Origin of the sequence: Brevibacterium sp. CCUG 69071 (assembly GCF_021023135.1) — a bacterium.
Taxonomy (GTDB): Bacteria; Actinomycetota; Actinomycetes; order Actinomycetales; family Brevibacteriaceae; genus Brevibacterium.
This window is the reverse complement of sequence record NZ_PGFV01000002.1, coordinates 435,402-459,638: the sequence shown is the minus strand read 5'-3', so window position 1 is coordinate 459,638 and position 24,237 is coordinate 435,402. Positions and strand designations below refer to the sequence as shown.

The 24,237-nt window shown below is 66.3% G+C and carries 20 protein-coding genes; 4 read left to right on the top strand and 16 right to left on the bottom strand.

Annotated features, from left to right (window positions below; all coding sequences use genetic code 11):
* Position 1 precedes the first annotated feature (1 nt).
* From CV023_RS07320 to CV023_RS07310, 3 genes are read right to left on the bottom strand one after another with little or no spacing between them, the layout of a single operon-like run.
* Positions 2-847: a heme ABC transporter ATP-binding protein gene (locus CV023_RS07320; protein WP_230744816.1), complete on the bottom strand. Its 846-nt coding sequence runs from the start codon at positions 845-847 to the stop codon at positions 2-4.
* Positions 844-2,040 (bottom strand): FecCD family ABC transporter permease, encoded by a 1,197-nt coding sequence (locus CV023_RS07315; RefSeq protein ID WP_230744815.1) that lies wholly within the window; start codon positions 2,038-2,040, stop codon positions 844-846. Before CV023_RS07315 ends, CV023_RS07320 begins: the two co-directional genes overlap by 4 nt.
* Positions 2,037-3,299 (bottom strand): heme/hemin ABC transporter substrate-binding protein, encoded by a 1,263-nt coding sequence (locus tag CV023_RS07310; protein WP_230744814.1) that lies wholly within the window; start codon positions 3,297-3,299, stop codon positions 2,037-2,039. Before CV023_RS07310 ends, CV023_RS07315 begins: the two co-directional genes overlap by 4 nt.
* A gap of 211 nt (positions 3,300-3,510) precedes the next feature.
* Between CV023_RS07310 and CV023_RS07305 the strand changes: the two genes are divergently transcribed.
* Together CV023_RS07305 and CV023_RS07300 are read left to right on the top strand one after the other, a co-directional pair.
* Positions 3,511-5,967 (top strand): HtaA domain-containing protein, encoded by a 2,457-nt coding sequence (locus tag CV023_RS07305; protein ID WP_230744813.1) that lies wholly within the window; start codon positions 3,511-3,513, stop codon positions 5,965-5,967.
* 139 nt (positions 5,968-6,106) lie between these two features.
* Complete coding sequence (locus CV023_RS07300; RefSeq protein WP_230744812.1) at positions 6,107-6,745, top strand: biliverdin-producing heme oxygenase; 639 nt, start codon at positions 6,107-6,109, stop codon at positions 6,743-6,745.
* Positions 6,746-6,963: 218 nt separating this feature from the next.
* Here CV023_RS07300 and CV023_RS07295 read toward each other — a convergent pair whose 3' ends face one another.
* The 8 genes from CV023_RS07295 to glmS all read right to left on the bottom strand — a co-directional run bounded on the left by CV023_RS07295 (position 6,964) and on the right by glmS (position 15,451).
* Positions 6,964-7,464: a GNAT family N-acetyltransferase gene (locus tag CV023_RS07295; RefSeq protein ID WP_230744811.1), complete on the bottom strand. Its 501-nt coding sequence runs from the start codon at positions 7,462-7,464 to the stop codon at positions 6,964-6,966.
* 13 nt (positions 7,465-7,477) lie between these two features.
* Positions 7,478-8,206 (bottom strand): tRNA (adenosine(37)-N6)-threonylcarbamoyltransferase complex dimerization subunit type 1 TsaB, encoded by a 729-nt coding sequence (tsaB, locus tag CV023_RS07290; RefSeq protein WP_230744810.1) that lies wholly within the window; start codon positions 8,204-8,206, stop codon positions 7,478-7,480.
* The gene (gene tsaE, locus CV023_RS07285; RefSeq protein ID WP_230744809.1) at positions 8,203-8,826 is read right to left on the bottom strand and encodes a tRNA (adenosine(37)-N6)-threonylcarbamoyltransferase complex ATPase subunit type 1 TsaE; all 624 of its coding nucleotides are present in this window, start codon (positions 8,824-8,826) and stop codon (positions 8,203-8,205) included. Before tsaE ends, tsaB begins: the two co-directional genes overlap by 4 nt.
* Complete coding sequence (gene alr / locus CV023_RS07280; RefSeq protein WP_230744808.1) at positions 8,823-10,040, bottom strand: alanine racemase; 1,218 nt, start codon at positions 10,038-10,040, stop codon at positions 8,823-8,825. The genes tsaE and alr overlap by 4 nt, the downstream gene beginning before the upstream one ends.
* On the bottom strand, positions 10,037-11,662 hold the full coding sequence (locus CV023_RS07275) for a bifunctional ADP-dependent NAD(P)H-hydrate dehydratase/NAD(P)H-hydrate epimerase (RefSeq protein ID WP_230744807.1): 1,626 nt from the start codon (positions 11,660-11,662) through the stop codon (positions 10,037-10,039). The genes alr and CV023_RS07275 overlap by 4 nt, the downstream gene beginning before the upstream one ends.
* A 51-nt stretch (positions 11,663-11,713) precedes the next feature.
* Positions 11,714-13,045, bottom strand: a complete 1,332-nt coding sequence (locus CV023_RS07270; protein ID WP_230744806.1) for a M20 metallopeptidase family protein — start codon at positions 13,043-13,045, stop codon at positions 11,714-11,716.
* Between the two features lie 82 nt (positions 13,046-13,127).
* Positions 13,128-13,568 carry a holo-ACP synthase gene (locus CV023_RS07265; RefSeq protein ID WP_230744805.1) on the bottom strand — a complete coding sequence of 147 codons (441 nt, stop codon included), beginning with the start codon at positions 13,566-13,568 and terminating at the stop codon, positions 13,128-13,130.
* 8 nt (positions 13,569-13,576) lie between these two features.
* Positions 13,577-15,451, bottom strand: a complete 1,875-nt coding sequence (gene glmS / locus CV023_RS07260; RefSeq protein ID WP_230744804.1) for a glutamine--fructose-6-phosphate transaminase (isomerizing) — start codon at positions 15,449-15,451, stop codon at positions 13,577-13,579.
* Positions 15,452-15,663: 212 nt separating this feature from the next.
* On the opposite strand from glmS, the gene coaA reads away from it, so the two are divergent.
* Together coaA and CV023_RS07250 are read left to right on the top strand one after the other, a co-directional pair.
* The gene (gene coaA / locus CV023_RS07255; RefSeq protein ID WP_230744803.1) at positions 15,664-16,701 is read left to right on the top strand and encodes a type I pantothenate kinase; all 1,038 of its coding nucleotides are present in this window, start codon (positions 15,664-15,666) and stop codon (positions 16,699-16,701) included.
* Between the two features lie 8 nt (positions 16,702-16,709).
* A complete protein-coding gene (locus CV023_RS07250) occupies positions 16,710-18,041 on the top strand; it encodes an acyltransferase family protein (protein ID WP_230744802.1) in 1,332 nt (443 codons plus the stop codon).
* Positions 18,042-18,248: 207 nt separating this feature from the next.
* Here the strand turns inward: CV023_RS07250 and CV023_RS07245 are convergent, their stop codons facing one another.
* The 5 genes from CV023_RS07245 to rplM all read right to left on the bottom strand — a co-directional run bounded on the left by CV023_RS07245 (position 18,249) and on the right by rplM (position 24,194).
* On the bottom strand, positions 18,249-20,111 hold the full coding sequence (locus CV023_RS07245; RefSeq protein ID WP_230744801.1) for an ABC transporter ATP-binding protein: 1,863 nt from the start codon (positions 20,109-20,111) through the stop codon (positions 18,249-18,251).
* 211 nt (positions 20,112-20,322) lie between these two features.
* The gene (locus tag CV023_RS07240; protein WP_230744800.1) at positions 20,323-21,066 is read right to left on the bottom strand and encodes a hypothetical protein; all 744 of its coding nucleotides are present in this window, start codon (positions 21,064-21,066) and stop codon (positions 20,323-20,325) included.
* Between the two features lie 593 nt (positions 21,067-21,659).
* A complete protein-coding gene (glmM, locus tag CV023_RS07235; RefSeq protein ID WP_230744799.1) occupies positions 21,660-23,012 on the bottom strand; it encodes a phosphoglucosamine mutase in 1,353 nt (450 codons plus the stop codon).
* A 187-nt stretch (positions 23,013-23,199) separates the two neighbouring features.
* The gene (gene rpsI / locus CV023_RS07230; protein ID WP_230744798.1) at positions 23,200-23,715 is read right to left on the bottom strand and encodes a 30S ribosomal protein S9; all 516 of its coding nucleotides are present in this window, start codon (positions 23,713-23,715) and stop codon (positions 23,200-23,202) included.
* A 35-nt stretch (positions 23,716-23,750) separates the two neighbouring features.
* The gene (gene rplM / locus CV023_RS07225) at positions 23,751-24,194 is read right to left on the bottom strand and encodes a 50S ribosomal protein L13 (protein WP_230744797.1); all 444 of its coding nucleotides are present in this window, start codon (positions 24,192-24,194) and stop codon (positions 23,751-23,753) included.
* Positions 24,195-24,237 lie beyond the last annotated feature (43 nt).

Below are 24,237 nucleotides of genomic sequence, written 5' to 3'. Positions count from 1 at the left end.
GTCAGCTGTCCTTTCGACCGGCTCGCACGGGCACGACCAGCGGTGCTCCGGTGTTCGGGTCGGCAACGATTGTCACGGGGTAGTCGTAGACCTCGCTGATGAGGTCGGCGGTGAGCACCTCGGTGGGTGGGCCCTGGGCGATGATCGATCCTTGGGAGACCATGGCGATCCGGTCGGCGTAGGCTCCGGCGAGGTCGAGGTTGTGGACGATGATGACCACGGCTCCGCCGGTCGCGGCGTAGTCGCGGGCCTGCTGGAGGACGAGCTCCTGATGGCGGATGTCCATCGGCGCTGTCGGTTCGTCGAGCAGCAGCGCCGGGGTCGCCTGAGCAAGCACACGGGCCAGAGCCACAAGGGCCTTCTCACCGCCGGACAGAGAGGTGAACTTGCGGGCCGCGAACTGCACCGTCTCGGTGCGGGACATGGCTCCGGAGACGATGAGGTCATCGTGTCGGGATTCGCGCATGCCCGCCCACGGGGAGCGGCCCATCTCGACGACCTCGAGGACGGTGAAGGGGAAGGCCAGTCCGATGTCCTGGAGCAGGACGGCCCGACGCATCGCCAGCTCCCGAGTCGACCAGGAGTACTCCACCTCGTCGTCGATGAAGACCTTGCCCGCATCGAGTTCGACATCGGCGGTGACGACGTTGACCAGAGTCGATTTGCCGGCGCCGTTGGGACCGACGACGGCGAGGACCTCACCGCAGTTGATGTCGAGGTCGATTCCCTTGAGGATCTGCCTGTCACCGAAGCTGACCGCGGCTCCGCGCACGGAGATGATGGCCTGGCCCGGAACGGGATAGTTCGGTCGGCGGGCCTGTGAACGGGTGAGAGAGATGACGCTCATGCCCAACCTCCGGATTCTTTGCGGCTGCGTCTGATCAGGTAGAAGAAGAACGGCCCGCCCACCAGGGAGGTGAGCATGCCGATGGGCAGGTCGGCGAATTCGACGAGGGTCCTTGCCGCGAGGTCCGCGATCGCCAGCAGCACCGCACCGCCGAGCACGCTGGCGGGCAGCAGGAGTCGGTGGCCCGGGCCGATGATCATGCGGATGATGTGCGGGACGACGAGACCGACGAAGGCGATGATCCCGCAGAACGCGACCGCGGCGGAGACTAGCAGGGCGACGACGGCCATGACGATGATCCGCAGCCGTTCGACGTTGATGCCGACGTGACGGGCGCTCTTCTCACCGAGGGAGAGGATGTCGAGGCCCGGGGCCAGGGTCTGGGCGATGATGATGCCGAAGACGATGAGCGGCAGGATGAGTCCGACCTGGGACCACAGGCTGCCGTTGAAGCTGCCCATCTGCCAGAACACGATCTGCTCCCGCGCCGAGGTGGGGGCGGCGAAGGTGATGTAGGCGATCGCAGCGCCGGCGATGGCGTTGACGGCGACACCGGTGAGCACGAGGGTGATCACCTCGGTGCGCCCCTGCGAACGAGAGACCGTGTAGACGATGAACGTCGTAATCAGACCGCTGGCGAAGGCGAAGGCCGGGGTGGTGAAGGCGCCGAGGAAGGACCAGCCGAAGAGGATCGAGGCGCTGGCACCGACTGCGGCGCCGGAGGAGACTCCGACGACGCCGGGCTCGGCCAGGGGGTTGCCGAAGACACCCTGCATCATCGACCCGGCCACCGCCAGAGCGGCGCCGACGAGGATGGTCATGATCACTCGGGGGAAGCGGACCTGCCAGAGGGCCTCTTCGCCGAAGTCATGGCTCGGACCGGGCAGCCAGTCGATGCCGACCTTGTTCAGGAGGGAGCCGATCACCTCCTGCGGAGGGATGAAGAGCTGGCCGATCGCCGCCGAGAGCACGCAGGCCGCGATGAGTGCGATGAACAGGACGAGGAACACGGTTCCCGCCCGTGCGGTGCGTCGACCTCGGATCTGACCGAGGTCGAGATCCCGGGCATCCGGTGCGGCATCGAGCTGCGCTGTCGGGTCTGCCGGGGAACGTCCGTCGCCGCCCGAAGTCTGGTCGAGGTGTCGCCCGGAGCGGCGCAGAGGCAGGTCCCGGGTCTCGGTGGACTCACTCATGCCTCGTCCTCTTCCAGTTCTTCATTGATCTCTTTCAGACGCTTGTCGATGGATGCCGGAGGATGGTCCGGATGGTAGGCGAGCTCGGGTGCGTAGATCGCGGTGCCCAGTGCCGCGAGTACCTGGGCCGAACGGGGTCCGAAGCTCATCACCTCGTAGTCGCTCATGTCGACGAGCCGTCGGTTCTTGCCCGCCGGAGTCTGTTTGATGCCAGGCAGTTCGAGGGCCTTGTCGATTCCGCCCACCGAGGCGAGTCCGAGCGTCATCACGATGATGACGTCGGGTGCGGCCTTGATCAGGGCTTCGGAGTTCGTCGGGGACATGCCTTCGAATCCGACTTCGGCGGCGACGTCGCGGGCGGAGACGGATTGGATGAGCGAGTCAGCTCCCGAGCCGACACCGAACCAGTAGTAGATGCTGCCGCGCAGGTAGAGGAACACCGTGCGCGGTCGGTCCGACGGGTCCTCCGGGGCCAGCTTCTCCACGGCCTTCTTCGTCTCGTCGATCTCCATCACGGTGCGCTCGGCGAGCTTGTTGCCGAGATCGGGGACGCCGAGGGCATCGGCGACCTCTCGGATCTGCGGGCCGGCCGAGCGGACTCCCTCGGAATAGGACGAGGAGATGAAGATCACGGGGATTCCGGCATTGCGCAGCTGCAGCTGAGCGTCATAGGGGCCGATCGTCGTGTCGGTGAGGATCACATCGGGCGAGAGCGCAAGCACCGCCTCGGCGTTGATTTCATGACCGCCCTGCGTGATCAGCGGAAGCTGTTCGGCACCGGGGACGAGCTGGGTGAAGTCGGTGGCGATGTCGCGGCCGACGAGGTTGCAACCGAGCCCGAGGCCGACCACCGCGGCGGCGATTCCGCCGTTCTGGTTCATCGCGAGGATGCGGTCGGTCTTCTCCACGGTCTGCCCGGGCCCGTCGTTGCTCTTGACGGTGACCGGCAGATTTGCTTCGTGAGCCGCGGTGTCGGAGACCGGCGGAATCTCTCCGGCCTGGGTGTATGCCGTGGTCTGCCCTTTGATCTCGGTCGGGTCCGGCAGTTTCGATGTATCGACGTCGGAGACGTCGGGCATATTCGGCGTCGACCGTGCAGGCGGCTGTTGGCAGTCGGCCTCACCTTGGGCGTTGATCGATCCGATGTTGTGGATCCCGTTGTTCCACAGCAGGACCGCCAGTACCAGACCGCCTGAGATCCAGGCGGTTCTGCGGAAGGAACGGCTGCGCACCGTCTTCCGCATCTTCCACTTCGGCATGAGTTACTCGAGAATCTTAGAAAGTCACGTGATTAAGGCAAGGCTACCCATTAATAAGTGAGGCTCGCCTTGTCTTTTTAGGTTATGACTGTGTAGTCTATTTAATGTTCAGCAAATCCACAACTTCTGCTGATGATGAATCCAGGATCGGTTCAGGTGCCTGGGCACACGAGCTCATCGCCGTGTAACACGCAAAAACTGAGGAGAATCTATGACGCACAGGAGTGCGCGCGCGAGTGCTTCCCGAGCACGGCGCATCACATCGCCGCTGGCGGCCGGGGCCGCTGTTGCGGCAACCACCGGTCTGCTGGCGATGGGCATGACGGCCCCGGCATTCGGCGCAGTCGACAAGACCGTCGACGACGCTGTGTTCAGCTGGTCGGTCAACGACGAATCCACCGGCGGTGCCTACTTCGGTGGGTGCAACTTCCTCGTCGCCGGCACCGCCGGAGACGCGGGCAGCTCGCGAATCTGGACCGCCGCGGACGCCGGAAAGGTCTATCCGGTCGATGGCGATGGCAACTTCGTCGATGGCAACACCTCCATCAAGAAGACCACCGGGGACTTGTCGAACTTCGAGAACCGGTGCGTCGACGGCGATGGGGAGAAGGTCAACGGCAAGGTCAACGCCCAGGCCGCGAACAACCACACCGGTGACCACGTGGAGATCTCCAATGGCTCCGGCACCGTCGACCCAGAGAGTGACAACGCTTCGATCCAGTGGGAAGGGTCATGGACCTTCTCCTACTACGGCGGCATGACCTACTGGAGCATCAGCGACCCGAAGCTCGAGGTCAAGGACGGCAAAGGCACGATCACCGGCACCTACTCCGGCTTCGGTGCAGACATGGACGATCCGAGCATCTGGAAGAAGCTCGGAACGGTCGAAGGCGATGTTGTCGAGATCCAGAAGGGATCCGTCGACGTCACGGACGAGGGCTTCGAGTTCACACCGGACTTCCTCGGCGTAGAGACGGACACCGCGGGTCGCAATCCGCAGACTCCGAAGACCGCTGACAACGAATCCTGGTGGGGCGCCATGCCTCAGGACTGGATCGACTACAACGTCGAGACCGGGCAGGACTCGTACTGGTACACGACCGCCGGAGCCGAGACGTCGATCCAGCCCCGGAAGAAGACGAACCCGGTCACCGTCGGCTACACCGCGCAGGCTCCTGCTCCGAACGTCTCGACCTCGCACTCGGTGAAGACAGCCACCGCTGAGGACGGGCTGACCGTCAACGTCAAGGGCGAAGGCTACGACAACCTGCCCGATTCCAGCACCGGAAAGCCCTCGGCGGGAGCCTATGCGGCGATCGTCGATCGCGATCTCGCCAGCGCAGACGTCACCGCGGACAATGCGACCGCTGCTCAGTATGTGCTTCCGTTCCAGATCAAGGACGGCAAGATCGACGTCGACGTGACGGCGAAGACTGCCGGACTCTCTGAGGACAAGGATTATGACGTCCTCACCTGGGTCGCTCATGGTCTCCCCACCGGTGATGCCGAGCTCTACCGCTCGGCCATCGAACTCACCGACGAGCAGAAGGAAGCGCTCTTCCCGAGCGACGAGGACGAGGCAGAAGCTGAGGCCAACGGTGCGGCGGATGGTGCAGAGGCCGGTGACGACGGTGCTGCCGATGTTGCTGAAGGCGACAACGACGGTGCCGAAGGTACCGACGAAGGCGCAGCCGATGCAGCTGAAGGAGAGTCCGACAACAAGGGCGCGGCGGATGCTGCCGAAGGCGAAGCCGACGGTGCCGAAGCCGATGACAAGGGTGCGGCCGAAGCTGACGAAACCGGTGCAGCCGACGCCAGCGAAGGTGAAGCCGACGACAAGGGTGCGGCCGACGCTGCCGAAGGCAGCGACAACGGTGCAGCCGATGCCGCCGAAGGCGAAGCTGATGACAAGGGCGCGGCGGATGCCGCCGAGGCCGACGACAAGGGCGCAGCCGACGGTGACGACTCCGACGGTTCGTCCGATGGTGACGAGGAGCGGCCCGCCGCTCCTGAGGTCGCTGACCAGACCGTCGGCGCGGACCGCCTCGTCAAGGGCAAGGCCACCCCGAACTCCGAGGTGAATCTGGCCTGGACTCCGGTCGTCGAGAATGAAACCGACGAAAACGCCGGTACTCAGCTCAGCACGTTCGCAGCCTCGGCTGAGGCTGATGACAGTGTCCCGGCTGAGGACAATGTCACGGTGACCGCCGATGATGAGGGCAACTTCTCGACCAAGGCTCCGAGCGCCAAGGGCACCTACGCCTACTCGGCCATCGCCACGGTCGAGGGGGTTCCTTCGGACCCCGCCGAGTTCACCGTCACGGTGAACGAGGATGAGGCCGCCGATGACGACGCCAACGGCTCGTCCGACGGTGCAGAAGGCGGCTCTGATTCCGCCGGTGCAGCTGACGGATCCGAGGACGGCGCCGAGGCTGACGCTTCAGGCTCCGACAACGGCGCTGAGGCTGACGCCTCCGGTTCCGACAACGGTGCCGGTTCGGGCGCCGAGGGCTCGTCCTCGGGCGGCTCCGGCGGTTCGACCAGCGGCGGCTCCGGCGGCGGGAACCTCCCCCGCACCGGTACCGACCTGATCACCCTGCCGATCGCAGCGGGACTGATCGCGCTGGGTGCAGCGTCCGTCATGTTCACCCGGATGCGCAAGCGCTAAACTGGACGCGCAACGAGTCATGTAGTGAGTCAGGGTCCGTCCCGGTGCGGTGCCTCGGCATCGCACCGGGACGGACCCACACCAGCCATCATTTCGCGAACCGAGATTCGGATCGCCGATCTCTCAACGAGGAAACATCATGACTGAACCATTCTCCGCTCGCCTCAAGAGCAGCACCGCCACGATCCACGACGAGGTTGAGCACACCAATTTCATGGTCGACCTCATGGAAGGTCGGCTGAATGCTGACGCCTATGCGCTTCTGCTCAAGCAGTACGAAGTCATCTACGACGCTCTCGAGCAGAAGTCGCGCGAATTCGCCGCCGATCCGATCTTCGTACCCTTCCACAATGCGGGCCTGTGCCGTTACGACCGCATTCTCGCCGATCTGCGCGAGCTCGGCGGCGGCGCCCTGCCCGTGACCCGCAGCGCCGAGGCCTATGCGGCGCATTTGTCCAGCCTCACACAACCCGAACAGGTCATCGCCCACCATTACACCCGCTACCTCGGGGATCTCTCCGGCGGTCAGGCCATCGGTGCCCTCATGGGTCGCCACTACGGTCTGCCCGCTTCGACCCTGACCATCTGGGATTTCACCGAGATCGGCAAGACCAAGCCGTACAAGGACGACTACCGTCTCCGTCTCAATGAGATCGCCGGCACCGGCGGTGACGAGCAGATCGTCATCGACGAGACGATGACTGCGTTCAAGCTCAACGGCGAACTCCTCGCCGAGCTGACCGCGACCACGGAACGGCCGACGGCAACCGTCGCCTAACTGGCTCCGCCCCCTGGTCGTCCCTGACGCCCTGATCCCCGGTCGTCCCTGACGCCTGAACCGCAGCGACCCCTGACCCTCGGCGCAGCCCGACCCGCAGCGCCGGCGAAGAGAACTTCAGCGGCCGAGATGCTAAATGCATCTCGGCCGCTTCTCTGTATGCCGCTTCTCTGTCTTCCGTTCCTGCGTCTTCGTCCGTGCGCGAGCGCGGTCCTCGGCTACAGCCGCGCCCTCATGAGAACGGCATCGGCACCCGGATAGTAGTCGGGACGTCTCCCCCACTCTTCGAAACCGTGCGAGGTATAGAGCGCCCTGGCGGATGCGTTGCGTTCGTCGACCTCGAGGTGGACCACCTCGGCACCCTGGATCCTCGCCCAGTCGAGGCCGGTGTCCAGGAGGGCGCGGCCGACGCCCTGCCCCCGCGCCGCCTCGGTGGTGGCGATCGTCATCAGGTCGGCCTCTCCCCCGGCGCACGACATCACGACCCACCCGGCCAGGGCCTCATCTGCAGTCGAGTCCGAACCCGTCGAACCTGACTCCGTCGAGCCTGAACCCTCCGAGGAGGTTCCGGCCTTGAACATGGCCGTTCCGTTCTGCGCCATGACCGCCCAGTAGTAGCCGAGGGTCCAGGCGGTGGGGCCGAAGATCCGCGCGTCGTGCTCGGCGATCTCCGTCAGATCCCACCAGTGGAGTTCGTCGATCGTCATGGTCGTATTCATGAGCGCGTCCGGGTCATCTCAGCGAGCTCTGTCGGGTCGGACTCGCCTTCGCATCGGGCTCACGCAGGTATTCGGGGACCGGATCGGGCAGTTCACGCCCGGCCGCGAGCTCTCGGGCAGCCGCGAAGGCGAGATGTTCGGCTCGGGGGTCGAGAATCGCCGGCTCAATTCCGGTGCCGAGCTCGTCCGGATAGAGCAGAATGCCCCGCCCGAAGCGGTCGGTAATGGCGGTCGGTGAGTATCCGTGGTCGGCGAGCACTGTGGGGACCTCGGCGGGTTTGGCGACGAAGGGACCCGCGACCAGGGATGCATCAGACGCCTCGTAGACGCTGAAGTAGACCTCTTTGCGCCTGGCGTCGCAGGCGATGAGCACCGGCCGTGCCGGGGCCGCGCCCCGAACAGTGGCGATCGGATCGGCGGCTTCCGCGGTCTCCCTCCGCCGCAGCTCCTCGACGATCGCGGCCTGGGAGAGGAGACCAGACACCGGGATCCGGCGAGCCTGCCCGACCGCGATGCCCGCGGCGATGCCGACGCGCAGTCCGGTGAAGGGGCCGGGACCGATTCCGGTGACGACGAGTTCGGGACTCGAGCCCGCGGAGAGCACGGATGCCAAAGCGGGGCCGATGAACTCGAGGTGTCGGCGCTGGTCATCGGCATGCTCGGCGGCCAGCACCTCGCCCGATTCGGAGTCGACGAGGGCCACCGAAGCCGACTGCGAAGTGTCGATGCCGAGGATGATCATGCTCTGTCCTTGTCAGTGTCAGTGTCCTTGTCAGGGTCTGGGCCAGTGTCCGTGCCGCCGGTCCGGTCGGCGTTCGCCTCGAGCTCGAAGAGCTCCGCGAGACTCGCACCCAATCGGTCCAGCCGTTCGTCCCAACCGGATCCGTGACCGAGGATGTCGATGCTCCGCCGTTCGTCCTCGAGTTCCGGATCGTCCGCGAGGTCTGCATCGTTCGCGAAGTCCACCGCGACCTCCGCCCAGGCCGGAGTGATCGTCAGCTGCAGATAGTCCGTGCTCAGCTGTTCGGCGAAACCGGCACCCCATTCGACGACGGTGATCGACTCCTCGAGCTCCGAATCGAGATCGAGGTCGCCGAGCTCCTCCGCATCGGAGAGCCGGTAGGCGTCGACATGGACGAGCGCCGGTCCACCGCTGAAAGAGGGATGCTCACGGGCGATGATGAAAGTCGGCGAGGTGATCCGCCCGGCCACGCCCAGCGCCCGACCCAACGACTGGGTGAACGTCGTCTTCCCGGCACCGAGGTTGCCGGTGAGGATGAGCAGGTCACCGGCCTGCAGATGCCCGGCGAGCGCCTCGGCGAAGGTGCGCATCTGTCTCAGGGATCCGACGTGGAGTCTCATCGGCCGACCTCGTCCCCGACGCGACCGACCTCGACCCGGCCAGCTTCGACCCGGTCGACCCGAGCGCTGATGCGAGTGACGATCTCGTAGTTAATGGTGTCCGCCCACGCACCCCATTCGGCGGCGCTGGGACCGTCGGGGCCGAAGATCACGACTTCATCGCCGATCGCCGCCTCGGCGCCTCCGATGTCGACGATCATCTGGTCCATGGCCACCCGACCGACGACGGGATGCCTGCGGCCGCGGATGGCCACCTCGGCGCGGTTCGACGCCGAACGGGGAATGCCGTCACCGTATCCCCCGGGCACGAGCGCGAACCGGGTATCCGCCTCGGCGGTGAACGTCAGCCCGTAAGAGGCCCCGTGACCTGGAGGGATGTCCTTGAGATTGATGACGGAGGAGACCAGCCGCATGACCGGCCGGAGGCCGAGCGTCTCCGCATCCCCATCGTCGAGTGGCGAGAGTCCGTACAGCGAGAGCCCCACCCTGGCAGAAGTCCCGGGGCAGGGTCCCAAGGTCAGGGCCGCCGGTGAGTTCGCGATGTGCACATCGAGTCCGGAAGACTCGCCGAGGCGACCCTCCGCAGCGTCGAGAACGGCGGTGAGCTCCCGGTGGGCGGTGTCGAAGACCGCAGTCTGGGCGGCGGTCTCCGGGCGTTCGGGTTCATCGGCGACGGCGAAATGGCTCATGATGCCCACGACGGTCAGGGGCGGCGGGTTCACGTCCCCGGTCTTATCCGCCAACGCCTGCAAGCGGGTGAGAGCGAGAGCGAAATCGGTGGGAATGAGGCCGTTACGCCCCAGCCCGGTGTCGATCTTGAAGTGGATGCGGGCCGTGGCGCCGGTGCGTTCGGCCGCGGCCTGCAGCCGGTCGAGGGCGTCGATCGTCGAGACGCCCAGCTCGATACCGGCCAGCAGAGCCGCGCCGAGATCAGTGGTGGGTCCGTAGAGCCAGGCGAGGATGGTCGCCTCTGCCCCCAGGATCTCCCGCAGCTCGAGGGCTTCGGCGATGGTGGCCACGCAGAACTCGCGGTGGCCGGCGGCGAAGAGCGCGGGGGCGATGATGTCGACGCCGTGGCCGTAGGCGTTGGCTTTGACCACGCATTTGAGGCGGGCCGGCGCGAGACGTTCGGCCAGCAGCGCGGCATTGGCCTGCAGCGCTGCCACGTCGATCTCGGCACGGACGAGCGCCGCGGGTGTCTGGGTAGATGTCACCGGTCCAGAATACCGTTCGCGGGTCCCGGCCGGTCGCGCCGGTCACCTCCGTGGATGAGCTCGGTGACCACCTCGGCGACGGCATCGGCGAGCTGCCCGGCGTTGATCGCCCGGCGCCCTGCGCAGTTGTGGATGAGCACACCCAGTCCCGCGATGTGCGCCCAGTCCCTGGCCGAAAGGACCTGTTCGTCGGCGGACTGCCGTCCCTGCGCACCGATGACGGCCGCGAGTCCCCCGAGGATGCCGGCGAGCACATCCCCGGACCCGGCGGTGGCGAGGCTCGCCGGACCGGGTGCGGGGAGGACGCAGTAGCCGTCGGGGGCGGCGATCACCGTACGGTGGCCTTTGAGGAGCACGATCATTCCGGTCACCCGGGCCGCCTCCCGCGCCCAGCCGACGGGATCGGCGGTGATTCGGGTCGAGGTGATGATCTCGCCGAGGAGGCGGCTGAGCAGTCTGGCCAGCTCGCCGGCGTGCGGGGTGAGGATGACCGGACGCCCCGCCAGCCAGGTGCCCTGCATGGATTCGACGCGGGCGACCATGTCGAGGGCTCCGGCGTCGAGAACGACCGGGATCGTCGTCTCCGCCAGGGCATCGACGGCGGCCTGGACGTATTCGGATTCCGGGTCGCCCGGGCCCATGACGATCGAGTCGACCCGACCCGAGGCGTTGACCACCTCGGCGTGGATGCCGATGATCGGCTCCGCGACCAGTTCGGAACCGAGGTATCGGACCATCCCGACCCCGGAATTCACCGCCGAGGTGGTCGTGAGCACCCCCGCCCCGGGGTAGTACTCGGAGCCGGCGAGGACCCCGGCGACACCGCGGGAGTATTTGTATCCGTCCTGCTCAGGGCGGGGATATTCGGCCCGGAGATCAGCGACGTCGAGCACCTCCGCGGCGGCGAGGTCCGGGTCGAGGTCGAGGCCGATGTCGATGACATGGATCGAACCGGTGAACTCGGCGACCCGCGGATCGATGAGTTCGGCCTTGAGGCCGCCGAAGGTCACGGTGTGATCGGCGTGGATTCGCCGGTCCGCTCCTTCGGGTTCCGGGTCGAGATCGGAGGGGGTGTCGACGGAGATGACGAGGGCCCGCGATTCGGCCCGGGTCTGGGCCACTGTCTCGGCCCCGGGCTGGGACTCCGACACTGTCTCGGCCTCACGCCATTCGCGGATCAGGGCGGCGAGGTGGTCGGGCAGTCCGCGCCGACCTCCGGTGCCCAGAATCCCGTCGAGGACGAGATCGGCACGAGCCAGTTCGCGGAGGATCTCGGCACGGACGGAAGGGGCATCTGCGGTGTGGTCGATCACCTCGGCGCCGGCTCTGCGTGCCGCGGCAAGTCCGTCGTCGTGGGTGCGGTCGAACAGGGTGACGACGGTGACCCGCACCCCGCGTCGTCGCAGCGCGGCGGCGGCGAAGAGAGCGCCCCCGGCGTTGTTGCCGGGACCGGCGAGCACGCACACCCTGGCCCCGGTGATGAGCCCGCGCCTGTGGCGAAGCTGCTCGAGGCAGACGTTCGCGAGCGCTCGAGCCGCACGGGCCATGAGCGGGATGCCCTGCTCAAGGAGGGGGCCTTCGGCATCACGGATGATGGTGCTGGGGTAGGCGAATACTGTCATCGGCTGGTCCTTCTCACTGCTCGTCACTCACACCGGCTCAACCCTGCCGGCCTACTGTTCGGCCAGCTGTGCGAGCTTGCGTCCGGCGAGATGGGCGAGGAAGAGGGCATGGTCGGCCAGGCCTTCGTCGCTGTGGCGGGCGCGCGGGGAATGGTTGGCTTCGCGTTCCTCGACGGGCAGATTGGGCAGGGCCACACCGAAGTGGCCGTAGGCGCCGGGCACCTCGTCAAGGACTCGGGAGAAGTCTTCGGAGCCGGGCAGCGGGTTGGGTCGCACCTGTGCACGTTCGGGACCGAAGAGCTCGGCGAAGGTGTCGAGGAAGAAGTCCGCCTCCGCGGCGTCGTTGATCGTCGGCGGCAGGATGGCCTCATAGTCGACCTCGGCGTCGAGCCCGTGCGCGGCGACGAGTTCTGTGACCAACTGCGGCAATTCCGCCTCGGCGCGGGCGGTGACGGTCTCGGAGAAGGTGCGGACCGAGACGACCAGCTCTGCGAAGTCGGGGATGACGTTCGAGGCGGTGCCGCCGTTGAACTGACCGACGGTGATGACCAGCGGGTCGAAGATGTCGAATCGCCTGGTCACATACTCCTGCAGCTGCCCGACGAGCATGGCACCGACCTGGATCGGGTCCCGCCCGGTGGCCGGGCGGGAGGCGTGAGTGCCCTTGCCGCGGACGATGATGGTCATCTTGGCGAAGGCGGCCATATAGGAGCCCCTGCGGCTGGTGGCCACGCCGAGGTCCTGATCGGCGGAGACATGGAGACCGTAGGCTGCCTTGACCCGGGGTCCGGCGGCGTCGAGGATGCCCTCGGCGATCATCTTCCCGGCCCCGTCGTAGCCTTCTTCGCCGGGCTGGAACATGAACACCACGTCCCCGGGAAGGGAGTCCCGGTCACGGTGGAGGAGCTTAAGCGCTCCGACCAGACCGGCCGTGTGCAGGTCGTGGCCGCAGGCGTGCATCCGTCCCGAGGTGGCCGCGAAGTCGAAGCCGGTCGCCTCGGTGACGGGCAGTCCGTCCATGTCCCCACGCAGCAACACGGCGGGTACGACCCCGGACGAGTCTTCGGCACGCTGACCCCCGCGGAGGACGACGGTGAGAGAGGAGAGTCCGTTGCCCTTCGTCACCTCGATGTCGAGTCCTTCGATGGCCTCGAGGACGAGCTTCTGCGTGGTCGGCAGGTCGAGGCCGACCTCGACGTTCTCATGCAGGGTACGGCGCAGGGTGACCAGTCCGGGGGCGATGTCCGCGGCGTCCTCGGCGGTCGGCAGGTGGATACCCGGCGATGTGGCGGTGGCTGCGGTCGCGGCAGTGTCGGTGGCGGCCGTGTCAGTGTCGGTCGTGTCGGTGGCGTCAGTCGTGCCGGTCGTGGAAAGAGAGCTCATGGTCAGAGTCTAAGACCGACCTCGCCGAGGTGGTGCCCGGGTCCGGACACCGGGACCTCCCGCGGCGCCCTGGATTCGGCTTTCACCTCGGGTAGAGCGTGTGCCCGAAGTGCTCCGTATCGCCCTCGACCCCGGGGCTCAGCGACGGGCCTTCGCCTTCGACGATGACGAAGGTCATCGTCAGGTTCGCATCATGGGTGATCGAGAGGTGGATGTTGGTCCCCCCGATGCGGTGGAAATGCTCGAGCACGAGCCCACGCAGCCGGAAGCTCGGCGCACCCGATCGAGCGGGAACCACCTCGGCGGACTGCCAGGGCAGCCAGCCGGGGAAGCCGATCGCCTTCTTCAGCGCCTCCTTGGCGGAGAACCGCGCCGCCAAGGAGGCGTCCGTACGGCGCTTCCCGTTGCGTTTGAGCTGCTCGGCAGGGGTGAGCAGACGGTCGAGGAGTTCCGGCACCCGCTCGATGTGCTCGGCGAAGCGCGGCACATCGGCGATGTCGGTGCCGATCCCCAGAATGGCCATTGCGACCCCTACTCGACGGTGACGGACTTCGCGAGGTTGCGCGGCTGATCGACGTCGAGGCCTTTGGCCGTGGCGAGTTCCATGGCGAAGATCTGCAGCGGAACCGTCGTCAACAGCGGCGCCATGAGCGTCGTGGTCTCGGGAACGTAGATGACCTCCGAGGCGAACTCGCGGACTTCCTCATCCCCCTCCTCGGCGATGACCACGGTGTTCGCACCGCGGGCCCGGACCTCCTGGATGTTGGAGATGACCTTGGCGTGCAGGGAATCACGGCCGCGCTTGGAGGGCACGACGATGATGACGAGCTGGCCGTCGTCGATGAGCGCGATCGGACCGTGCTTGAGTTCACCGGCGGCGAAGCCCTCGGCGTGGATGTAGGCGAGCTCCTTGAGCTTGAGCGCACCCTCCATCGCCACCGGGTAGCCGACGTGGCGGCCGAGGAACAGCACCGAGTCGACGTCCTGGCTGCGGCGGGCCAGAGCCAGGACCTGCTCCTTGCCTTCGTCGAGGACGCGCTGGATCTTCTCCGGAATCGACTGGAGCTCGGAGAGGATCACGCCGATCTCGTCACGGAACTTGTTCCCGCGCAGCTGCGCGAGGTAGAGCCCGAGGAGATAGCAGGCGACGACCTGGGACAGGAACGCCTTGGTCGAGGCCACGGCGATCTCCGGACCGGCGTGGGTGTAGAGGGCGGCATCGGATTCGCGGGGAATCGTCGAACCGAAGGTGTTGCAGATGGCGATGACCTTCGCCCCCTGCTGGCGGGCGTGACGCACGGCCATGATCGTGTCCATGGTCTCCCCCGACTGGGAGATCGCGACGACGAGGGTCTTCTCGTTCACGACCGGATCCCGATAGCGGAACTCGTGGGCGAGTTCGACCTCGGTGGGGATCCGGCACCAGTGCTCGATCGCGTACTTCGCGACCTGACCGGCGTAGGCGGCGGTGCCGCAGGCGATGACGACGATCTTGTCGATGGACTTGAGCACGGCCTCGTCGATGTGCATCTCGTCAAGGGTCAGTCGGCCCTCGGTGTCGAGGCGGCCGAGCAGGGTGTCGGCGACGGCCTGCGGCTGGTCGTGGATCTCCTTGTCCATGAAGGAGGCGAAGCCGCCCTTCTCCGCGGCGGCGGTGTCCCAATCGACCTCGAACCTCTCGCCCTCGACCTCAGTGCCCTCGAGATCCGTGATGACCACGGAATCGGGGGTGATGGTGACGACTTCGTCCTGACCGATTTCGACGGCGGTGCGAGTGTAGTCGATGAAGGCGGCGACGTCGGAGCCGAGGAAGTTCTCGCCCTCGCCGAGGCCGATGACCAGCGGGGAGTTGCGGCGTGCGGCCACAACCTGTCCGGGAGCGTCGGCGTGGACGGCGAGCAGGGTGAAGGCGCCTTCGAGCTGGGCGGCGGTGGCGCGCATCGCCGCGGTCAGGTCACCGGTGGCCCGGTAGTTCTTGGCCAGCTGGGCGGCGGCCACCTCGGTGTCGGTTTCGGAGAGGAATTCGACGCCCTCGGCGACGAGGTCCTTCTTCAGGTGCGCGAAGTTCTCGATGATGCCGTTGTGGATCAGCGCCAGCCTGCCGCCGTCGGCCAGGTGCGGGTGCGCATTGACGTCGGTGGGTCCGCCGTGGGTGGCCCACCGGGTGTGGCCGATGCCGGTCTGCGCGGCGGGCAGCGGGTTCGCCTCGATCTCCTCGGTCAGGGCCGAGAACTTTCCGGCTTTCTTCGCCGAGGAGAGTTCACCGTCATCGGTGACGAGCGCGACCCCGGCCGAGTCATAGCCGCGATATTCGAGCCTCTTGAGCCCGCCGAGCACGACGTCGAGCGCCGTGTGATCGGCACCGGCGACGGGTGCCTTGGATACATAGCCAACGATTCCACACATGAGTCGAATTCTACGCAATCGAGTCAATTCCGACCGCATCGCCACGACCGCGGTAGTCCCACCGTGACCGAAGCCACGCGCGAGCGCGCGCCCGCGGGCCCACCCGTACGCGCCCGAGGCACCACCTCGGCGGGTCACCGGCTCGACATCCGCCCACTGCCCGGCCCCACCTCGGCGAATCCGGGACCATGACGCATGACACAATTGAGCCCATGAGTCATGTCGACCCCCAACTTGATCGTGCGCGCCGCCTCGCCGGACTCAACACCGGACGTCGCGCCGAGTCCGAACCGACCTCCCCGTTCTGGGAGTTCGATCGTGAGGTCTGGGGAACGCTCGCCCAGGCCACTCCCCTGCCGCTGAAGCAGCGCGATATCGAACGTCTGCGCGGTCTCGGCGACCGGATCAACCTCGACGAGGTGGCCCAGGTGTACCTGCCCCTGTCCCGCCTGCTCAACCTCTACGTCTCCGCCCGCCGGGCCAAGCACGACCTGACCCGGGAGTTCTTCTCCCCCCTCCACGAACGTGGGCTCGAACCGCAGGAGGCCAAGCGCACGCCCTTCGTCATCGGTGTGGCCGGGTCCGTGGCCGTGGGCAAATCGACGACCGCGCGAGTGCTCCGCGAGCTCCTCGCCCGCTGGCCCGATACCCCGCGGGTCGAGCTGATCACCACCGACGGCTTCCTCTACCCCAATGCCGAACTCGAACGGCGCCGCCTCGTCGGGCGGAAGGGATTCCCCGAATCCTACGATCGGCGGAAGCTGCTGAAGTTCATCTCCGCGATCAAGGCCGGTGCCCCCGAGGTGCGCGCCCCCGTGTACTCCCACCACACCTATGACATCGTGCCCGGCGCCGAGGTGGTCGTCCGGTCCCCCGATGTCCTCATCGTCGAAGGGCTCAACGTCCTCCAGCCCGCCCGACCGCGCAGCGACGGCACCCTGGGGCTGTCGATCAGCGACTACTTCGACTTCTCCGTCTATGTCGATGCGAGGTCGAAGGACATCCGCGAGTGGTACATCTCCCGCTTCCTCAAACTCAAAGAAGGGGCCTTCCAGGACCCCGACTCGTACTTCCACCGGTATTCGAAGCTCAGCGACGAGGAGGCGGTGACCCTGTCCACGGAGATCTGGGACTCGATCAACTTCCCGAACCTGCGGGAGAACGTCCAACCCAGCCGGGGTCGCGCGGACCTCGTGCTCCACAAGTCTGCGGATCACACAATCCGCAAGGTCCAGCTGCGGAAGCTGTGAGCCTGCCGATGCCCCAGTCCTTCCTCGCCCAGGCCCGCAAGGTCGATGAGGCCACCCCCGAGTTCCGCAGCCGTGAGGTCGACTTCCTCCGAGCCGCCGCGATCACCGTCGTCGTGCTCGGACATTGGACGATCATCGCCGTCAGCGCCGCCGGCGGCATCGAACCTCACGGGCTCCTCGATGAGGCCCGGTGGACGCACCCGCTGACCTGGGTGTTCCAGGTGATGCCGATCTTCTTCCTCGTCGGCGGCTACTCGAATGCCCTGTCCTGGCGCTCGGCCAGACGCAAGCAGCTCGGCTATGCTCAGTGGCTGCGCACGCGTCTGCGTCGGCTGGGCCTGCCGCTCATCCCGTTGCTTCTGACCTGGCTGGTCACCTGCGTCATCGCCCTGGCCGCCGGTGCCGCGCCGTCCGCGGTGCAGCTGGCCTCGCAGATGGCCCTGGTCCCGACCTGGTTCCTCGCCGCCTATCTGCTCGTCGTCATCGTCGCTCCCGGCTGCCTCGTGCTGTGGGAGAAGTGGGGCTGGTGGTCGATCGTGGTCGGCATCGGAGCGGCCGGTGCCATCGATGCCCTGAGCATTCTCACCGAGAGTCCGCTGCTGGGCTATCCGAACTACCTGCTCGTGTGGGCGAGCTTCCACCAGTTCGGCTACGCCTGGCTCGACGGACGCCTGACGAGTTTGCGACGCTGCCTGCTGCTCTTCGCCATCGGGGCGCTCGGACTGGGGCTGCTCGTCGGCTTCGGGCCCTATCCGGTCTCGATGATCACCGCGGGCACGGATGCGATCTCGAATTCGAGTCCGACTCGGGTGACCATGGCGTTCCTCGGGATGACGCAGGCCGGCATCGTGCTTATGCTGCAGCGGCCGCTCGCCCGACTGCTGCGGTGGCCGGCCCTGTGGCTGCTCACCGTCATGGTCAACCAGCGGATCATGACCTGGTTCCTCTGGCATCTCACCGCCCTGACACTGCTCGCCCATGTGCTCATCGATCTCGGAGCCGATGCGCTCCTGCCGACTCCGCTGAGCGGAGTGTGGTGGCTGACCCGGCCGCTGTGGGCGCTCGTGCTGCTGGCGATCACCGGGGTGCTCGTGCTCATCTTCGGACGGTTCGAATCCCCCGCCGCCGATGAGCGTGCGGCACCTCCGGTGTGGATGCCGATCGCCGCCTCGGCGACGATCTGCGCGGGCCTGGCAGTGATGGCCGATGTCGGCATGGTCGGCGCGAACGGCGTCACCTGGATCTGGCCCCTGCTGCCCCTGATCGGAATGCTCGTCTTCGGAGTGGTCCGACCGCCTCGGCGCCTGGGGGCTTCCGGGTCTGGTTCGGCGATGAGCTGAGCTGAGCTTCGCGTTGCAGGACGGCCGAGAAAAGTCGCCGCAGCGTTGATGTTGCGCTTTCGCGTTGATCGAGCACCCTCGGGGCAACGCCGCAGCGAGATCACCGACACCGTTCAGCCCGGAGCGCCCCGTCGCGCCCCAGCCGGAGCGGCCCAACCCGACCCGGCTGCGAGCTGCCGGGCCGCTCCGCACGTGAGCCCCGGGGCCTCAGCTCGCTGAGAACTGAGTGGCGTAGAGCTCGGCGTAGCGCCCGCCCCGTGCGACGAGCTCCTCATGGGTGCCCGATTCGACGATGCGGCCGGCCTCGACGACGAGGATCGCATCGGCCTGCCGGATCGTCGAGAGTCGGTGCGCGATGACCAGTGCCGTGCGCCCGCTCATCGCCTGCGCCAATGCCTGTTGGATGGCGGCTTCGTTCGTCGAATCCAGCGCCGAGGTGGCCTCGTCGAGAACCACGATCTCCGGGGCGGCCAACAGCATCCTGGCGATCGTCAGTCGCTGGCGCTCTCCCCCGGAGAGGCGGTAACCGCGCTCACCGACGACGGTGTCGAGTCCATCGGGAAGGCCCGCGATGACATCATGCAGCCGGGCCCGCTCGAGCGCATCGATCATCTGCGCATCGGTGGCCTCAGGCTTCGCCAGAGCCAGGTTCGCGCGGATGGACTCGTGGAAGACGTGCCCGTCCTGAGTGACTACTCCGACGTTCTTCCGGAGAGTCTCGAAGCTGAGGTCCCGGACGTCGACTCCGCCGATCGTGATCGACCCCGAGGTGACGTCATAGAGTCTGGGCAGCAGCGAGGCGATCGTCGATTTGCCGGCTCCGGATGACCCGACGAGGGCGACCGTCTGCCCAGCGGGAATCGTGAAGTCGAGCGAATGCAGGACCTCGTCCCCTCCCCTCGAATCGAGGACCGAGACGTCCTCGAGGCTCGCGAGGCTGACCTGCTCGGCGCTCGGGTACGCGAAGTCGACACCTGTGAACTTCACGTCGAGTCCGCCTCGGGGCAGGGCCTTCGGCGTCTTCGGCTCCTTGATCAGGGGCACGAGGTCGAGTATCTCGAACACGCGCTGGAAGCTGACGACGGCACTCATGATGTCCAGGCGCGCATTGGCCAGCATCGTCAGCGGGGTGTAGAGACGGGTGAGCAGCAGAGCCAAAGTGACGACCTGTCCGGCGTTGAGGTGGCCGAGCACCGCTTGGGCACCGCCGATACCGTAGACCAGCGCGAGGGCCAGGGCCGACACCAGTGTCAGTGAGGAGACGAAGGTCGACTGCAGCATCGCAACCTTGACGCCGATGTCGCGGACCTGGGCCGCCCGATCCGAGAACTCATCGTTCTCCGTCTTCGGGTTGCCGAAGAGTTTGACCAGCGTCGCGCCTCCTGCGGAGAACCTCTCCGTCATCCGCGTCGACATGTTTGCACTGTTGTCGGCGGCTTGGAACTGGAGGGAGGCGAGCTTGCCGCTGAGCATCTTCGTGGGGATGATGAACAGCGGCAGCAGCAGGATCGACATGACGGTGACCTGCCAGGAGATGGTGACCATCACTCCTACGGTCAGGACCAGGGAGACGAAGTTCGACACGATGCCCGAGAGCGTGTTGGAGAAGGCCCGCTGGGCGCCGATAACATCCGTGTTGAGACGAGAGACCAGCGCACCGGTGCGGGTTCGGTTGAAGAAGGCGATCGGCATCGACTGCACGTGGTCGTAGACCGCGGTGCGCAGGTCGAAGATGAGGCCCTCCCCGATCTGAGAGGACAGGTACCGGTTGGAGATGCTGATCCCGGCATCGGCGATCGCCAGCGCCCCGATCGCCACGGCCAGCCACACGACGGTGGCGACAGGTCCGCCGCCGGTGATGGCGTTGACCACGTCACCGGCGAGCACCGGGTTGAGCACACCGATTCCGGCCGAGCCGACCGAGAGGGTGAGGAAGACAGCGAGCTTCTTCTTGTGTCTGGATGCGTATGAGGCGATCCGGCGGTAGGTTCCCGGCTGGATCGCTGTCTGTGGAGTCTTCTGACTGGTCACCGAGGTGCGCATCACTCTATGGGCTGCTTGCAGACTCATGGTCGGCCTCTTTCTGCTGCCCGGTCCACCTCTGCCGCGCAGGGATCACTGTTGCGGGGTGCCGGGCGAAGGCGCATCGCCTCCTGTGGGAGATTCAAACTGTGCACTCAGTGCAACTGTTTGGCTGGCGTTTCTATTTCCTCCGCCTCGGTGACGGTGATGACGTTCGTGCGAGCTCGTGTTCCTGCGTGCCGGCGATCTGCGCTCAGACTCACCGCTTCGCCCGTTGCGCGACAGCTGCCCTGATGCGCAGAGAGAGATCGGCCCGAAAAAGGTCCGCCCAGGTGAGGCGGAAGACCATATAGCCCAGATTGCGGAGAAGGTATTCGCGCTTCCGTTCGAGCTCGAACGCCTCCTTCGGATCGGTTCCCTCCAGATAGTACTTTCCTGCGCCGTCGAATTCCGCGATCACCCGAGCTCCCTCATTCGCGAAATCGGTCCGTGCGACGAAGTTGCCGTTCTCGTCACGTATCTCGACCTGCGGTTCGAATCCTGGAACGGAGTACTCGAGGAAGCACACGGCGCTGATCGACTCGGCCACGGATTCGCGCCGCCCGTCGACAGTGTCGAGCACTCTTCGAACCCGTGCGCCGCGTGTCCTGATCGCACGACCGGAACAGAACTCCTCCAATTCGTCTACCGTTATGAGAGATCGACGAATCGCCGTGTCCACGACGGCAACGGCGAATGCCAGCGGACTGTCGCGCGCGAGGTCGAAGAGAGTCCTCAGCAGCGAGGTGACGCGGATGCTCTCGACCTCGGTCACTTCGTCGTCACCAAGCGACCTTTTTCTGATGTGGATGGCTCGCCGTCGCACGCCACATCCCGGATGCATCACCTCGACGCGAAGGGCTTCGCCGTTCTCGAAGTAGGGAATCGGCAGACCGTGGACGATCAGCGCACTGCGGTGGGAGAACGTAGCGCCGGGCGGCAGATCGCCGACATACGACCTCACGAGAATCCGTAGGTCTTCGCCTCGCTTGCGCATTCCAGACGATTCTCTCGGAAGGTCTGTCGTCGGTGCCGCGGCGACCCTCGACACGAAGCGATGCGCTGGATCCTCACAGACTTTCGTGACGACGTAGACACCTCGGCGGACTCTGCGCAGACAGCACCGCCCGGCCAGATTCACCTGTTACGAACTCAGTCCGGCGGCCCTGAGTTCGGCGGAAGTCAGGCATGTGAACATGCGCCAAGCATGCTCGTTGGAGGCGACCCTCGGCAAGGGTGAGAAACGGGGCTGTGGAAAAGTGGCCACTTCAGGTCACAGGCCGCGCGGATGCGCTTCGTGTCGAGCCGCGAAGGCGCCGAACCTAGCCGAGAAGCAACGCAAAAGTTGAGAATCAACACGCCGTCGAAGAGTTCGTCGCTCAGTCAGCACAAATCTCGAAAAAGTCGTCACTGGTGACGACTTTTTCGAGCTTCGCATTGATCGAGCGCTGCGGGCGCCTCGCAAGGGTTGCAGAGCCGAGCGCTGTGGCCGTCTCGAGTGGGAACGGGCAACCGCGCCGGGTCTACGAACCCGAACGGCGGACCACCCCGCGGACCCTACAGCGCGAGGTGCTCCTTGACGGTGGCGGCGAGGCGTTCGGCCTGGGCCTGGGCGGCGTCCTCGGTCTCGGCCTCGACCATCACGCGGATGAGCGGTTCGGTTCCCGAGGCCCGCAGCAGCACGCGACCGGAGCCGGCGAGCTCGGTCTCGACCGCGGTGACCTCGGCGGCCACCTCGGGGTGGGAGACGTTGTTCTTGTCGACGCCTTTGACGTTGACCAGGGCCTGCGGCAGCTGCGGGATCTCGGCGGCGAGATCGGCCAGGGTCCGCTTCGCATCGGCCATCCGCTTCATCAGGTGCAGCGCGGTCTGCACTCCGTCGCCGGTGCTCCCATGGTCGAGCATGAGCACATGCCCCGACTGCTCCCCACCGAGGACATAGCCGTCGGCGAGCATCCGCTCGAGCACGTACCGGTCACCGACCGAGGTCTGCACGGTCTCGATCGAGTACCGGTCCATGGCCTGCTTGAGCCCGATGTTCGACATCACCGTGGTCACAAGGGTGTTGCCTTTGAGCTCGCCGAGCTCCTTGAGCCCGATCGCGAGAATCCCCATCAGCTGGTCGCCGTTGATCACACGCCCCAGGGAGTCCACGGCCAGGCAGCGGTCGGCATCTCCGTCGAAGGCCACACCCAGGTCGGACTGCGTCTCGACGACGAGGCGCTGCAGGGGTTCGAGGTGGGTCGATCCGACCCCGTCGTTGATGTTGAAGCCATCGGGTTCGGCGGCGGAGACGATGACTTCGGCTCCGGCCTGACGCAGTGCGGCCGGGCCGACGATCGAGGCCGCGCCGTGGGCGCAATCGACGACGACCTTGAGGCCCGAGAGCGGACGGGTTCCCTCAGCATCGAGGGAGCGCACAAGCTGCTCGGTGTATTCGTCGGCGGCCGCCGGGTAGCGGGCGATCCGACCGACAGCGGCGCCGGTGGGTCGTTCCCAGTCCTCATCGAGGACGGCCAGGATCTCATCCTCAACGGCATCGTCGAGCTTGGTGCCCCCGGCTGCGAAGAACTTGATGCCGTTGTCCGGCATCGGGTTGTGGGAGGCGGAGATGACGACGCCGAAGGCCGCGCCGGTGTCCTTGACGACGCTGGCGATGCCGGGGGTCGGGAGCATTCCCGCATCGAGGACATCGACACCCGCCGAGGCGATCCCTGCACTGATCGCGGCCGAGAGGAACTCGCCGGAGACTCGGGTGTCACGACCGACGACGGCGAAGGGCCGCTTCTCGCCGGACCAATTGCGGCTGAGCACCCGAGAGCCCGCTACCGAGAGCTGGAGGGCGAGTTTCGCGGAGATGTCGCGGTTAGCCAGTCCGCGCACGCCGTCAGTGCCGAAGAGTCGAGACATGGGAGTCCTTTCGTCGATCTCGGGTCGATGTTAGTCGATGCCGACGCCGAGGCCGTGGAGATTGAGGATGAATGCGCGAAATGCGGCCCCGAAATCGTATCGGGGCCGCACTGCGGTGTTCATCGGGCGCAGCTGTCGATGACTGCGACTCAGCGGCAGACCAGCCGCAGTCGGTCGGGCAGCGAAATCAGCGCTTCGAGAACTGAGGTGCCTTGCGGGCCTTCTTGAGACCGGCCTTCTTGCGCTCGGGGACGCGGGCGTCGCGGCGTAGGTAGCCTGCCTTCTTCAGCTCGGCGCGGTTGGATTCCGCATCGATCTGATTGAGCGAGCGAGCGATGCCCAGTCGGACGGCACCGGCCTGGCCGGAGGGTCCGCCGCCGGAGATGCGCACGACGACGTCGAAACGTCCTTCGAGGTCCAGCAGGGTGAAGGGCTCGTTGACGAGCTGCTGGTGCAGCTTGTTCGGGAAGTACTCTTCGAGAGTGCGTCCGTTGATGGTCCACTCGCCGGAGCCCGGGATCAGGCGGACGCGAGCAATTGCCTGCTTGCGACGGCCGACTCCGTTGCCGGGAGCGGTCAGCGACTGTCCGCGTCCACCAGCGGTGGCTTCGCCGAGGCCGGCGGAGGCGGGAGTCTCTGAGGTGTATTCGGTTGCGATGGGTTCGTCGACAGTCTCTGTCGCGGTGGTGGTTTCTTCAGCCACGGTTCTCCTCGGTATGTCTTGAGCTAGGGAAGCGCTTACTGCGCGACCTGGCTGAGTTCGTACGGCTGCGGATTCTGAGCGGCGTGCGGGTGCTCTCCACCCGTGTAGACCTTCAGCTTCTGCATCTGGGCACGTCCGAGACGGGTCTTCGGAACCATACCGGCGACAGCCTTCTCGACTGCGCGCTCGGGGTTGGTGGCGAGAAGCTCGGCGTAGTTGACGCTTTTGAGGCCGCCCGGGTAACCCGAGTGACGGTAAGCGCGCTTCTGTTCGAGCTTCGCACCGGTCAACGCAACCTTGTCGGCGTTGATGATGATGACGAAGTCACCGGTGTCGACATGAGGAGCAAAGGTGGTCTTGTGCTTGCCGCGCAGGAGGCGTGCAACCTGCGAGGCAAGGCGACCGAGCACCTGGTCAGTGGCGTCAACGACGTGCCACTGGCGCTCGATGTCACCGGGCTTGGGTGTGTACGTACGCAAAAGTAGCCTTCTTTTCGTATCTTCTGGTGCAGTGTCATCGGCT